This window comes from Rhodopseudomonas telluris, from assembly GCF_042432815.1.
Classification (GTDB): Bacteria; Pseudomonadota; Alphaproteobacteria; order Rhizobiales; family Xanthobacteraceae; genus Rhodopseudomonas; species Rhodopseudomonas telluris.
Window position 1 is genome coordinate 130,128 of sequence record NZ_JBHLWM010000003.1, and the last position, 12,649, is coordinate 142,776.

The following is a 12,649-nucleotide window of genomic DNA, read 5'->3' on the forward strand; positions in this document are numbered from 1 at the left end:
GGGGTGAGGGCGACGCGCGCACTGAGCTGGCGAGCGTTGTTACTTCCGCACGCAGATCACGCGCACGACGCTGGCTTTCGCATCCGCGGCCGGATCGGTGGCGGGCTTGATGGCGTTACTCGCCAGGAATTTCCGCACCGTGTCGGCGTCCACCAGCGTGGCTTGTGTGGCGACGATGCCGTTGGCCGGGCCGGCGACTTGCGGCGGACGCAGCAAGGTGACGCCGGCGAACTTGCCGTCGGCATCGCGCGCGGGGGCGCCGGAGAAGCCGAGGCCCGGGGCCGGCGACAGCGCGAGGCTGCCATTGGGGCCGGACGGTGTGACGCTGGCCTTGCTGACGCTGACGGCGGCGCCGCCGCCCTGGCTTTGCGGATCGGCAATGCCGGTGAGATCGACCGCGGCGGACGCCTTCGCGGCGGCGAGCGCCAGCGGCCTCAACCCGCGCGCGCCATAAATCCGCAGCAGCGCGAGGTCGTGCTCCTTGTCGGTCGCGGCGAGGTCGGCGTTGCCGTGGCCGGCGACCACGATCGACACGCAGGCGTCGACCGCCTCGCGATCGGCCAGGATGGCGCCGTCATCGCCGACGATCGCGCCGGTCGAATACTCGACCTTCTTGCGCGGCGGCGGCCCGGCGAGCGCGCCGGTCGGGAACGGATTGAACGCGCTCGACATCGCGATCACCACCGGCTCCATCGTGCCCTCGGTGGCCTGATCGTACAGGATGGTGAGAATGCGCACCTCGGCGTCCTTGAAGGCGCCGCGGATGTAGAACTTCTTCAGCCCCTGGGTGCCCGACAGCACGAAGAAGTCCGGCTTCACCGCGCTGTAGCTGACCTGGCGGCCGGGCTCCTTCTTCTCCTGATCGGCGAGCTTGGCCGTGGTGACCCCGGCTTCCTTGCGCCGCGCCAGCAGCACCTGGATGGTGCCGGTCGAGGACGTCCATTTGCTGCCGTTGGCGTCGGAGGTCTGCTGCGGCACCAGCTTCAGCGGAATCCCGAGCCGCGCGCCGGTGACCGGATCGCCGACCAGCTTCCAGCCGACATTGCCCTGCAATTTGCGCGCGGCTTCGGCGAGCTGGGCGCGCTCCTGCGGATTGAGCACGCCGGTCTGCTTGCCGCCGTGATTCTTCTGGAAAGCCTTGATGGCCGCAACCATGCGGTCGGAGGCCTGGCCGTCGATGACGCCGTTGTAGTCGCCGGTCCAGGCGAGATCGGACTGGATCGCCTGACGCTCGCCCTGCGCCATCGCGGTGGCAGTTTCAGCCGGGGTCTGCAGCGGCGGACGCACCGGCGTGGTGGCGACCGGCTTCGGCTTGACGCCCGGCACGGCCCCGGACGGAGTGGGCGCGGTCTGTGCGGCCGCGAGCCCGGTCGCGCTCGCCATCATCAGGGTTGCAGCCAGCATCGATCTCATGACAATTCCCGCCCGCGTCGCGCCGTGGTTGAGCTCGGCGCAGATAATCATAAATGCTTGGTCGGAAACAACGGTGGCCGGGTTCGACGAGATTCGTGGCCTCGCAACGCGCACATCCTCATCCTGAGGAGCGGCCGCCAGGCCGCGTCTCGAAGGATGGCGACACGGGCCTGTGGCCCATCCTTCGAGACGCCCGGCTGCGCCGGGCTCCTCAGGATGAGGGTGGTTGCGCGGGAAAGCCGACAGTGAAGGACACATCCCCATCATGCTGAGTGCCGAGGAGCTGGAGCGCTACGCCCGACACATCGTGCTGCGCGAGGTCGGCGGGCCCGGGCAGGCGGCGCTGCGCAAGGCGCGGGTGCTGGTGGTCGGCGCCGGCGGGCTCGGCGCGCCGGTGCTGATGTATCTGGCGGCGGCCGGCGTCGGCACGCTCGATATCGTCGATGACGATGTCGTGTCGCTGTCGAATCTGCAGCGGCAGGTGATTCACGCCACGCCGGATGTCGGCGCCCGCAAGGTCGACAGCGCGGCGGCGCGGATCGCGGCGCTCAATCCGCATGTGCGGGTCGTGCCGCATGCGACGCGGATCAAGGCGGCGAACGCGCTGGAGCTGATCGGCGCCTGCGATCTGGTGCTCGACGGCTCGGACAATTTCGCGACCCGCTATCTGGTGTCGGACGCCTGCTTCCTGGCCAAGACGCCGCTGATCACCGCGGCGCTCGGGCCGTTCGACGGCTCGCTGACGACGATCCGGGCGCACGAGACGAACGCCGCCGGCGAACCCAACCCGACCTATCGCTGCCTGTTTCCCGAAGCACCGCCGCCCGGCACGGTGCCGGCCTGCGAAGAGGCCGGCGTGATGGGCGCGCTCGCCGGCACGCTCGGCTCGATGATGGCGCTGGAAGCGATCCGCGAGATCGTCGGCTTCGGCGAGGGCCTGGTCGGCCGCCTGCTGATGATCGACGCCCGCGCGATGCGCTTCGAAACGCTGCGCTACGGGCGGGATCCGGGGAATCCGCTGAATGGGGATGCGCCGAGGATCAGGGATTTGAGCGGGCATCGCTGAGCGAGCGCACTGCCTGGGGCGCCCTCACCCCAGCCCTCTCCCGCAAGCGGGAGAGGGAGTCCTGCAGCAATCGTTTCGGGCGCTTCCGCTCATCCTCTGACTCAGCCACGCGCACGGCGAGCCCCCTCGCCCGCTTGCGGGAGAGGGTTGGGGTGAGGGCGACGCGAGCACCGAGCTAATCGTTTCGCTACAGCATCCCCGGCAGCACGCGATCCGGCGGCTTGTGGTTGTCGAGGAAGGTGCGGATGTTGATGATCACCTTCTCGCCCATCTCGACGCGGCCCTCGATGGTGGCCGAGCCCATGTGGGGCAGCAGCACGACCTTGCCGTGCTTGGCGAGGCGGACCAGCTTCGGATTGACCGCCGGCTCGTGCTCGTAGACGTCGAGGCCGGCGCCGGCGATGTCGCCGCTCTCGATCAGCTTGGTCAGCGTCTCCTCGTCGATCACCTCGCCGCGCGCGGTGTTGACGATGAAGGCGTCCTTGCGGATCAGCTTGAGACGGCGGGCCGACAGCAGATGGAAGGTCGCCGGCGTGTGCGGGCAGTTGACCGAGATGATGTCCATCCGGGCCAGCATCTGGTCGAGCGAATCCCAATAGGTCGCGCCGAGTTCGTCGGCGATCCGCGGCGCCACCGGCTTGCGGTTGTGGTAATGGATCTGCAGCCCGAAGGCGCGGGCGCGGCGCGCCACCGCCTGGCCGATCCGGCCCATGCCGATGATGCCGAGGCGCTTACCGCCGAGGCGGCGGCCGAGCATCCAGGTCGGCGACCAGCCGGGCCATTCGCCGCCCTCGGTAAGCAATGCGGCGCCTTCGATCATCCGCCGCGGCACCGCGAGAATCAGCGCCATCGTCATGTCGGCGGTGTCTTCGGTCAGCACCTTCGGGGTGTTGGTGACGGTGATGCCGCGCGCATGCGCGGCGGCGACGTCGAGATTGTCGATGCCGTTGCCGAAATGCGCGATCAGCTTGAGCTGACAATCGGGCTGGTTCAGCATCTCGGCCGTGATGGTGTCGGTGACGGTCGGCACCAGCACGTCGGCGGTGCGCGCCGCTTCGGCGAGCTTCTCGGCCGACATCGGCTCGTCGTCGAGATTGAGCCGCGCGTCGAACAGCTCACGCATCCGGGTTTCGATCGAGTCCGGAAGCTTGCGGGTGACGACGACCAGAGGCTTCTTCTTAACCGACATTCAAACGCTCTCTGACGAGTCTGGCGCGACCGTTTAGTCCGCGTTAACCGACCTGTTCGACACTCCTGCTGCAGCGCGACCGCAGGGGTGGGTCCCTTCCGTTCGGTCCCTTCACCAGCTTGGGGTCACCGGATGCCTTCCGGCCTTCTCTAGCAGAAGACCGCGCCAAGACAAGGACCCCACCGTCCGGCTGTGGTTTCCCCCCAGCGACGCGCACGATCACCGAACTGAGGGGCGTGTCTGATGAAGCTGAAGAGTCCGATCGCAGCATTGTTGTTCGCAGGTGCGATGGTAGGTGCCACGGCGCCTGTCCTCGCCGCGAAGGACTCGCCGCTGTCGGCCAGCGGGCTGCCGGTGCCGCGCTATGTCAGCCTCAAGTCGGATCACGTCAACGTCCGGGTCGGCCCGACCAAGGACAACGACGTCGCCTGGGTCTACACCCGCGCCGGACTGCCGGTGGAGATCACCGCCGAGTTCGAGAACTGGCGGCGGGTGCGCGATTCCGAAGGCGCCGAGGGCTGGGTCTATCACTCGCTGCTGTCCGGCCGCCGCACCGCGGTGATTACCATGAAGGACAAGGACGAACTCGCGACGCTGTACGAAAGCGCCTCGACCAGCGCCGCGGTGGCGGCGCGGCTGCAGGCCGGCGTGGTCGCGCAGATCAAGCGCTGCGACACCAACTGGTGCCGGATCATCGGCCAGGGCTTCGACGGCTGGATCGAGAAGCAGCGGCTGTGGGGCGTCTACGCCGACGAGCAGGTGAACTGAGCGCGGGGTTTGCGCGTCGTCCGAAGTGATGAAGCGGCGCCGCGACTCGCGTCGCCCTCACCCCAGCCCTCTCCCGCAGGCGGGAGAGGGAGTCCCGCTGCGACTCGCGGGTCGGGCTCGATCGAAATTAGCGACGGAAGAGATAAATCATCACCTGCGCCGCACGCACGGCGAGCTCCCTCTCCCGCTTGCGGGAGAGGGTCGGGGTGAGGGCGACGCGCGGGGAGGCGCCAGCTCTGTAAAAGGTCAGCCCTTCTTGCGGATGCGGACGACGACGTCGATGCGGGCGATTTCGTAGCCTTCCGGCACTTCCGGGGTCGAGCGCAGCGCGACGTGCTGATCCGGAATGTCGATCAGCTCGTGGTTGTTCTCGAGATAGAAGTGCTGGTGCGCCGAGACGTTGGTGTCGAAATAGGTCTTGGTGCCGTCGACGCTGACCTGGCGCAGCAGGCCGACTTCGGTGAGCTGGTTCAGGGTGTTGTACACGGTCGCCAGCGACACCGGGACCTTGGCCTGGCTGGCTTCTTCGTACAGCATTTCGGCCGTCAGATGACGGTCGCCCTTGCCGAACAGCAGCCAGCCCAGCGCCATGCGCTGGCGGGTCGGGCGCAGGCCCACCGACTGCAGCATTTCGTTGACGTCATGCCACGGGCAGCCATTGAGGTGCGGCTCGACGGCATGCGCCGACGTCACACTTTCCTCACGCGAATATGTCGCACGGTCTCCGATGTCCACGGCGGCGTCCCTTTTTACACAGTCAACTGATTATAGGAAGCATTCCAAGGGGGTGCAAGCGCCTCGCAACTAGAACCATTCGGAGGTTTGACTTAAGGAGGAATACGGAGGTGCCGCTTTGCCGGCCGCTGTGCCTATGTTAGAGACCCGCGCACCCGCTTGTTGCATAACGAACAGGCGGCCTCCGGAGGTGCTGCGACACGGCCGGGTGATCGGATCTTCGCAGTACTGAGAAAAAGGCAAAGCCCGCATGCAGGACCGTCGTTCCAGCTACGAGTATGAAGACCTGCTGGCCTGCGGCCGTGGCGAATTGTTCGGCGCCGGAAATGCGCAGCTCCCGCTGCCGCCGATGCTGATGTTCGACCGCATCACCACCATCACCGAGGACGGCGGCGAATTCGGCAAGGGCCATATCCGCGCCGAACTCGACGTCAATCCGGAGCTCTGGTTTTTCGCCTGCCACTTCAAGAACGACCCGGTGATGCCGGGCTGCCTCGGGCTGGACGCGATGTGGCAGATGGTCGGGTTCTTTCTCGGCTGGGTCGGCGGCGAAGGACCGGGCCGCGCGCTCGGCCTCGGGGAACTAAAGTTCACCGGGCAGGTGCTGCCGAACATCAGCAAAGTCGTCTACAATGTCGACATCAAGCGGGTCATGCGCTCCAAGCTGTGGCTTGGTATCGCAGACGGGTGGCTCTCGGCCGATGACGAGGTCATCTACCGTGCGAAGGATCTCAAAGTCGGTCTGTTCAAGCAAACGGCTCAGCCCGTCGGCGGTTAACCGCACGAGCCGGCCACAAAGCCGTGCCATCATCGCGAACGACCATGGAATGAACGAGGCGATCATATGAGACGCGTTGTTGTCACCGGGATGGGCATCGTCTCGTCGATCGGAAACAACACCCAGGAAGTGCTGGCGAGCCTGCACGATGCCAAATCCGGCATCTCGCGCGCCGAGAAGCATGCGGAGCTTGGGTTCCGCTCCCAGGTGCAGGGCGCCCCGTCGCTCAATCCGGCCGACGTCGTCGACCGCCGCGCCATGCGCTTCCTCGGCGAAGGCGCGGCGTGGAACCACGTCGCGATGGAACAGGCGCTGGCCGATTCCGGACTGGAAGAGAGCGACATCTCCAACCCGCGCACCGGCATCGTGATGGGCTCGGGCGGACCGAGTGCCCGCACCATCGTCGAAGCGGCCGACATTACCCGGACCAAGGGTCCGAAGCGCGTCGGCCCGTTCGCGGTGCCGAAGGCGATGAGCTCGACCGCCTCGGCGACGCTCGCCACCTGGTTCAAGATCAAGGGCGTCAACTACTCGATCTCGTCCGCCTGCGCGACGTCGAATCACTGCATCGGCAACGGCTACGAGCTGATCCAGTGGGGCAAGCAGGACATCGTGTTCGCCGGCGGCTGCGAAGAGCTCGACTGGTCGCTGTCGGTGCTGTTCGACGCGATGGGCGCGATGAGCTCGAAGTACAACGACACCCCGGCGACCGCGTCGCGGCCCTACGACGTCAACCGCGACGGCTTCGTCATCGCCGGCGGCGCCGGCGTGCTGGTGCTGGAAGAACTCGAACACGCCAAGGCGCGCGGCGCCAAGATCTATGGCGAGATCGTCGGCTACGGCGCGACCAGCGACGGCTACGACATGGTGGCGCCGTCGGGCGAAGGCGCCGAGCGCTGCATGCAGATGGCGCTGGCGACCACCGGCGGCATCAAGATCGACTACATCAATCCGCACGCCACCTCGACGCCGGCCGGCGACGCGCCGGAAATCAACGCCATCCGCAACGTGTTCGGCGCCGGCGACAAGTGCCCGCCGATCTCCGCCACCAAGGCGCTGACCGGGCATTCGCTCGGCGCCACCGGCGTGCAGGAGGCGATCTACTCGCTGCTGATGATGCAGAACGGCTTCATCTGCGAGAGCGCCCACATCACCGAGCTCGACCCGGCCTTCGCCGACATGCCGATCGTGCGCAAGCGCATCGACAACGCCAAGCTGGGCGCCGTGCTGTCGAACTCGTTCGGCTTCGGCGGCACCAACGCCACGCTGGTGTTCAAGCGGCTGGAGGCGTGATGTCGAGGCTCTCGCCGGCCCCGGCGGGACGACACATCCACATGCTACGATCCTCATGGTGAGGAGGCGCCTCTTGGCGCCGTCTTGAACCATGAGTTGTTGACCACTTCATCCTTCGAGACGCGCGCGATGCGCGCTCCTCAGGATGAGGTCCGAGCAGCGAGGAAGCGACGACAATGCAAGGACTGATGCAGGGCAAGCGCGGGCTGATCATGGGCGTCGCCAACGACCATTCGATCGCCTGGGGCATGGCCAAGACGCTGCACGCGCATGGCGCCGAGATCGCCTTCACCTATCAGGGCGACGCGCTGGCCCGCCGCGTCAAGCCGCTGGCGCAGTCGCTGAACTCCGACCTGGTGCTGCCCTGCGACGTCGAGGACATCGCCAGCGTCGACGCGGTATTCGACACGCTGAAGGAGAAGTGGGGCAAGCTCGACTTCGTCATCCACGCGATCGGCTTCTCCGACAAGAACGAGCTGCGCGGCGAATATATCGACACCAGCCGCGCGAACTTCTCGCGCACCATGGTGATCTCCTGCTTCTCCTTCACCGAGGTCGCCAAGCGCGCCGCGGCGCTGATGACGGATGGCGGCGCGATGATCACGCTGACCTTCGGCGCGTCGGAACGCGCGATGCCGAACTACAACGTGATGGGCCTCGCCAAGGCGGCGCTGGAAGCCAGCGTGCGCTATCTCGCCTGCGACCTCGGCCCCAAGGGCATCCGCGTCAACGCGGTGTCGGCCGGACCGGTGCGGACGCTGGCCGGCGCCGGCATCGGCGATTCGCGCGCGATGTTCGGCTTCATGGAAAAGCACTCCCCGCTCGGCCGCGGCGTGACGCTGGAAGAACTCGGCGGCTCGGCGCTGTACCTCTTGTCCAACCTGTCCGGCGGCGTCACCGGCGAAACCCACTACGTCGACTCCGGCTACAACATCGTGCTGATGCCGAAGCCGGATGCGCTGAAGGCGGACGCCGACAAGGCGTAGTGAGCAAGGCCATCCGCGCGTTCAGTTCGCCGAACGCCGGCGTCGTGCCCGCGAGCCCTCACCCCAGCCCTCTCCCGCAAGCGGGAGAGGGGGCGCGCCGGGCTTGGGGCGACGGGCGACATCATTCTCACGGGCCTCATCGATCTCATGCGCTGGTGAACTACGCGAGACCCCTCCCCGACCGCAGCCGGCTCCCTCTCCCGCTTGCGGGAGAGGGTTGGGGTGAGGGCGACGCGCGTCGCAGCATCCGTCATCCGCGCCACAGCAGGGATCCCGTAGTCCCAAGCCCCGCGCTTACTTCTTCCGCTTGATCGAATTCAGCGCACCCGACGAGTTCACTTCGGGATTCGGCGCGCCGTCGGCCTTGGACCATTCGACGCTCTGCTCGACGCCGCCGACGTTCAGTTGTGCCGGGCCGGCCAACACCAGCGAGATCCGGTTGTTGGCGCCGGTGGCTTTGAGCTGGCCCGGCCCGTCGCCGGCTTCCAGCGTGGTACTCACGGTGTTCTTGGCCACGCTTACCACCACATCCCTGGCGCGGCCGCCGCTGACGACGTTGTCCGAGCCCGACACCGACAGCTTCTGGCCCTGCTCGAAGCTGACCTTGTGCTTGCTGCCATGCACCGTGATCGTGCCGCATGCGCCGGTCAGCGCGATCTCGTTCTCGGCGCCGTACACGCCGACATCCTTGCCCTGGCAGTCGATGTCGCGACTGATCCCGACGCCCTGAATCTTGAGCTCGTTGTCGTCGGCGTGAGCGAGACCGAGAGAGGCCAAGGTCGCAGCGAAGATCACAGGCAGGCGCAGCAGCATCGAGTCATCCTTGCGTCGTTGAAGGGACGCGAAGCAAAGCAAAGCCGATAATCGTCGTCAACGCCGCGGGGCGACGTGGAACCCGGGCGCATTTCGTCGCGCGGACATTGCCGTGCCGCGCCGTCGCGCCCTGCGACCAGACGCGAAAAGGGCGGCCCGAAGGCCGCCCTTTGTTAGTTGCTGCGTCGCGACGCGTTGATACTTAGGCCGCGGCTTTCTTCGGCACGACCTCGAAGCGGTCGGCGTTCATCACCTTGGTCCAGGCGGCGGCGAAGTCCTTGGCGAACTTCTCATGCACGTCGGACTGGCCGTAGACTTCGGCGAGCGCGCGCAGCTGCGAGTGCGAGCCGAAGATCAGGTCGACGCGGGTGCCGGTCCAGCGCAGTTCGCCGGTCTTGCGATCGCGGCCTTCGTACACGCCTTCCGTGGTGGTCGAGGGCGACCAGACGGTCTTCATGTCGAGCAGGTTGACGAAGAAGTCGTTTGTCAATTTCTCCGGCCGGTCGGTGAAGACGCCGTGGGTGGTGTGGCCGACATTGCCGCCGAGCACGCGGAGGCCGCCGAGCAGCACGGTCATTTCCGGCGCGGTTAGGTTGAGCAGCGCCGCACGATCCACCAGCGCTTCTTCCGGCTTCATGAACTGATGCCGATTGGCGTTGATGTAGTTGCGGAAGCCGTCCTGGCGCGGCTCGAGCACCGCGAAGGATTCGACATCCGTCTGCTCGGCCGACGCGTCCATGCGGCCCGGCGTGAACGGCACCTCGACGGTGACGCCGGCATCCTTGGCGGCCTTCTCGACCGCCGCCGAACCGGCCAGCACGATGAGGTCGGCGAGCGAGACTTTCTTGCCGTCCTTTTGCGCGCCGTTGAATTCGGCCTGGATCGCTTCGAGCTTGCTCAGCACCTGGGCCAGATCAGCCGGCTGGTTGACCTCCCAGTCCTTCTGCGGAGCCAGGCGGATACGCCCGCCATTGGCGCCGCCGCGCTTGTCGGAGTGCCGATAGGTCGAGGCCGAGGCCCACGCGGCCGAGACCAGCTGCGAGACCGACAGGCCGGAGCCGAGGATCTTGGCCTTCAGATCGGCGATGTCCTTGTCGCTGACCAGTTCGTGGTCGACGGCCGGAATCGGATCCTGCCAGATCAGGTCTTCCTTCGGCACCAGCTTGCCGCGGTAGCGGACCTTCGGGCCCATGTCGCGGTGGGTCAGCTTGAACCAGGCGCGGGCGAAGGCGTCGGCGAACTGATCCGGATGCTCCATGAAGCGGCGCGAGATCTTCTCGTAGGCCGGGTCGAAGCGCAGCGACAGGTCGGTCGTCAGCATCTTCGGCACGTGCTTCTTCTCGGGATCGAACGCGTCCGGAATGGTCGCGCCGGCGCCCTTGGCGCGCCACTGCTTGGCACCGGCCGGGCTCGTCTCGAGCTCCCATTCGTAGCCGAACAGGTTCCAGAAGAAGTTGTTGCTCCACTTGGTCGGCGTCGTGGTCCAGATCACTTCCGGGCCGCCCGTGATGGTGTCGGCGCCGAAGCCGGTGCCGTGCTTGCTCTTCCAGCCGAGGCCCTGATCCTCGATCGCGCCGCCTTCCGGCTCGGCGCCCAGGAACGACGGATCACCGGCGCCGTGGGTCTTGCCGAAGGTGTGGCCGCCGGCGATCAGCGCGACGGTTTCCTCGTCGTTCATCGCCATGCGGCGGAACGTCTCGCGGATGTCCTTGGCGGCGGCGACCGGGTCGGGATTGCCGTTCGGGCCTTCCGGGTTGACGTAGATCAGGCCCATCTGCACGGCGCCGAGCGGATCGGAGAGCTGGCGCTCGCCGGAGTAGCGCTCGTCGCCCAGCCAGGTGCCTTCCGGACCCCAGAACAGCTCCTCGGGCTCCCAGACGTCGTCACGACCGCCGGCGAAACCGAAGGTCTTGAAGCCCATCGATTCGAGCGCGACGTTGCCGGTGAGGATGAAGAGGTCGGCCCAGGACAGCTTGTTGCCGTACTTCTGCTTGATCGGCCACAGCAGGCGGCGGGCCTTGTCGAGGTTGGCGTTGTCCGGCCACGAGTTCAGCGGCGCGAAGCGCTGCTGGCCGGCGCCGGCGCCGCCGCGGCCGTCGGTGATGCGATAGGTGCCGGCCGAGTGCCAGGCCATGCGGATGAACAGGCCGCCGTAATGACCGAAGTCAGCCGGCCACCACTCCTGCGAATCGGTCATCAGCGCGGTCAGATCCCTGATCACCGCGTCGAGATCGAGGCTCTCGAATTCCTTCTTGTAGTCGAAGCCCTTGCTCATCGGGTCCGACAGCGCCGAGTTGCGGTGGAGGATGCTGAGATCGAGCATCTCCGGCCACCACTCGGAATTCTTGCGCCCGCGCGAGCCGCCGCCACCACCATGGGGAAATGGGCATTTGCCCTTGTCGTCGGTCTTTGCGTCCATGATCTCTCTCCGTCCTCGGCTGCCAATGTGTTCGGATCGTTCGAACTTATGATGACAGCCTGATTGCCTGGTCGAGAACGCCGCGGACGCGGGGATTCGTCCGCGGCATCTCGTCTTGGTGATTCGGTCTGGTTGGCCGGTGATGCCCGCGCGCTGCGGACCCGGCGCGCGCAGACTGGAGCAGTTCTACGATCAGGTCCAGTCGAATTGATTTTGCCTCTCGATCAGATTATCTGATCGGTATGGTGACGCTCCGGCAGCTCCGCTATCTCTCGGCCCTCGCCCGCCACGGCCATTTCGGCCGCGCCGCGGATGCCTGCGCGGTGACTCAGCCGGCCCTGTCGATGCAGATCGCCGAGCTGGAGCGGACGCTGGGCGTCAAGGTGGTCGAGCGCAGGCCCGGCGAGGTGTTTCTCACCGAGATCGGCCGCGAAATCACCCGGCGCGGCGAGGAGCTGCTCAGCGGCGCGCGCGACCTGGTGGATTTTGCCCGCCACCGCGCCCAGGCGCTGACCGGCCGGCTGACGCTCGGCGTGATCCCGTCGCTGGCGCCCTATCTGCTGCCCAAGGTGCTGCCGCTGCTGCAGCAGCGCTATCCCGAACTGCGGCTGGAGCTGCGCGAGAGCCAGACGCGTCAGCTGGTCGCCGACGTCGGCAGCGGCGCGCTCGACGCCGCGCTGCTGGCGCTGCCGGTCGGCATCCGCGACCTCGAAACCATCGCGCTGTTCGACGACGAATTCCTGCTCGCCGTGCCGGCCGACGATCCGCGGCCGGAGACCGCCACGGTCGCGGTCGACGAGATCGACCAGTCGCGGCTGATCCTGCTCGAGGACGGCCATTGCCTGCGCGACCAGGCGCTGGCGTTCTGCGCCACCGCGCGCAACCGCGCCATCAACATGGGCGGCGCCGGCACCGCGACGTTCGGGGCGTCGAGCCTGACCACGGTGATCCAGATGGTCGCCGGCGGCTATGGCGTGACGCTGATCCCGCAGATCGCCGCCGACGTCGAGCGCCGCGATACCCGCGTCAAATTCCTGCGGATGCGGCGGCCGCAGCCGGGCCGCACCATCGGTCTCGTGTTCCGCAAGACCTCGCCGCGCCGGCACGATTTCGAGGTGCTGGGCGAGATGGTGCAGCAAGGCGTCAGCCGGGCGCCGGCGCCGCAGGCCGAGCCCGCCTGAACGGCGCA

11 protein-coding genes are annotated in these 12,649 nt (G+C 67.1%); 6 read left to right on the forward strand and 5 right to left on the reverse strand.

What is annotated here, in order from left to right; genetic code table 11:
* Positions 1-39 precede the first annotated feature (39 nt).
* Positions 40-1,413, reverse strand: coding sequence for a peptidoglycan-binding protein (locus ACFFJ6_RS07420; protein WP_378386028.1), 1,374 nt, complete (start codon positions 1,411-1,413; stop codon positions 40-42).
* A gap of 265 nt (positions 1,414-1,678) precedes the next feature.
* Between ACFFJ6_RS07420 and ACFFJ6_RS07425 the strand changes: the two genes are divergently transcribed.
* The gene (locus ACFFJ6_RS07425; protein ID WP_378386031.1) at positions 1,679-2,479 is read left to right on the forward strand and encodes a HesA/MoeB/ThiF family protein; all 801 of its coding nucleotides are present in this window, start codon (positions 1,679-1,681) and stop codon (positions 2,477-2,479) included.
* A 187-nt stretch (positions 2,480-2,666) separates the two neighbouring features.
* Here the strand turns inward: ACFFJ6_RS07425 and ACFFJ6_RS07430 are convergent, their stop codons facing one another.
* Positions 2,667-3,668, reverse strand: coding sequence for a 2-hydroxyacid dehydrogenase (locus tag ACFFJ6_RS07430; protein ID WP_378386033.1), 1,002 nt, complete (start codon positions 3,666-3,668; stop codon positions 2,667-2,669).
* A 243-nt stretch (positions 3,669-3,911) separates the two neighbouring features.
* Here ACFFJ6_RS07430 and ACFFJ6_RS07435 point away from each other — a divergent pair, with 243 nt between their 5' ends.
* Entirely contained in the window at positions 3,912-4,436 is a 525-nt protein-coding gene (locus tag ACFFJ6_RS07435; protein WP_378386035.1) for an SH3 domain-containing protein, read from the forward strand.
* Positions 4,437-4,682: 246 nt separating this feature from the next.
* On the opposite strand, the gene irrA is transcribed toward ACFFJ6_RS07435, so the two are convergent.
* A complete protein-coding gene (gene irrA / locus ACFFJ6_RS07440; RefSeq protein WP_378386037.1) occupies positions 4,683-5,129 on the reverse strand; it encodes an iron response transcriptional regulator IrrA in 447 nt (148 codons plus the stop codon).
* Between the two features lie 292 nt (positions 5,130-5,421).
* Between irrA and fabA the strand changes: the two genes are divergently transcribed.
* From fabA to fabI, 3 genes are all read left to right on the forward strand, one after another.
* Positions 5,422-5,949 carry a bifunctional 3-hydroxydecanoyl-ACP dehydratase/trans-2-decenoyl-ACP isomerase gene (gene fabA, locus ACFFJ6_RS07445; RefSeq protein WP_378386039.1) on the forward strand — a complete coding sequence of 176 codons (528 nt, stop codon included), beginning with the start codon at positions 5,422-5,424 and terminating at the stop codon, positions 5,947-5,949.
* A gap of 66 nt (positions 5,950-6,015) precedes the next feature.
* Positions 6,016-7,242: a beta-ketoacyl-ACP synthase I gene (gene fabB, locus ACFFJ6_RS07450; protein WP_378386041.1), complete on the forward strand. Its 1,227-nt coding sequence runs from the start codon at positions 6,016-6,018 to the stop codon at positions 7,240-7,242.
* A 176-nt stretch (positions 7,243-7,418) separates the two neighbouring features.
* The gene (gene fabI, locus ACFFJ6_RS07455) at positions 7,419-8,228 is read left to right on the forward strand and encodes an enoyl-ACP reductase FabI (RefSeq protein ID WP_378386043.1); all 810 of its coding nucleotides are present in this window, start codon (positions 7,419-7,421) and stop codon (positions 8,226-8,228) included.
* 294 nt (positions 8,229-8,522) lie between these two features.
* Here the strand turns inward: fabI and ACFFJ6_RS07460 are convergent, their stop codons facing one another.
* Together ACFFJ6_RS07460 and katG are read right to left on the reverse strand one after the other, a co-directional pair.
* Positions 8,523-9,041, reverse strand: coding sequence for a DUF3060 domain-containing protein (locus ACFFJ6_RS07460; RefSeq protein WP_378386045.1), 519 nt, complete (start codon positions 9,039-9,041; stop codon positions 8,523-8,525).
* 202 nt (positions 9,042-9,243) lie between these two features.
* Positions 9,244-11,460, reverse strand: a complete 2,217-nt coding sequence (katG, locus tag ACFFJ6_RS07465; protein WP_378386046.1) for a catalase/peroxidase HPI — start codon at positions 11,458-11,460, stop codon at positions 9,244-9,246.
* A 242-nt stretch (positions 11,461-11,702) separates the two neighbouring features.
* Between katG and ACFFJ6_RS07470 the strand changes: the two genes are divergently transcribed.
* Positions 11,703-12,641 carry a LysR substrate-binding domain-containing protein gene (locus ACFFJ6_RS07470; RefSeq protein WP_378386049.1) on the forward strand — a complete coding sequence of 313 codons (939 nt, stop codon included), beginning with the start codon at positions 11,703-11,705 and terminating at the stop codon, positions 12,639-12,641.
* Positions 12,642-12,649: the final 8 nt, after the last annotated feature.

Coding starts and splice junctions, on each gene's coding strand:
- ACFFJ6_RS07460 (WP_378386045.1), bottom strand. CDS start 9,041: ATGCTGCTGCGCCTGCCTGTGATCTTCGCTGCGACCTTGGCCTCTCTC.
- fabA (WP_378386039.1), top strand. CDS start 5,422: ATGCAGGACCGTCGTTCCAGCTACGAGTATGAAGACCTGCTGGCCTGC.
- fabI (WP_378386043.1), top strand. CDS start 7,419: ATGCAAGGACTGATGCAGGGCAAGCGCGGGCTGATCATGGGCGTCGCC.
- ACFFJ6_RS07420 (WP_378386028.1), bottom strand. CDS start 1,413: ATGAGATCGATGCTGGCTGCAACCCTGATGATGGCGAGCGCGACCGGG.
- ACFFJ6_RS07425 (WP_378386031.1), top strand. CDS start 1,679: ATGCTGAGTGCCGAGGAGCTGGAGCGCTACGCCCGACACATCGTGCTG.
- ACFFJ6_RS07435 (WP_378386035.1), top strand. CDS start 3,912: ATGAAGCTGAAGAGTCCGATCGCAGCATTGTTGTTCGCAGGTGCGATG.
- ACFFJ6_RS07430 (WP_378386033.1), bottom strand. CDS start 3,668: ATGTCGGTTAAGAAGAAGCCTCTGGTCGTCGTCACCCGCAAGCTTCCG.
- ACFFJ6_RS07470 (WP_378386049.1), top strand. CDS start 11,703: ATGGTGACGCTCCGGCAGCTCCGCTATCTCTCGGCCCTCGCCCGCCAC.
- fabB (WP_378386041.1), top strand. CDS start 6,016: ATGAGACGCGTTGTTGTCACCGGGATGGGCATCGTCTCGTCGATCGGA.
- katG (WP_378386046.1), bottom strand. CDS start 11,460: ATGGACGCAAAGACCGACGACAAGGGCAAATGCCCATTTCCCCATGGT.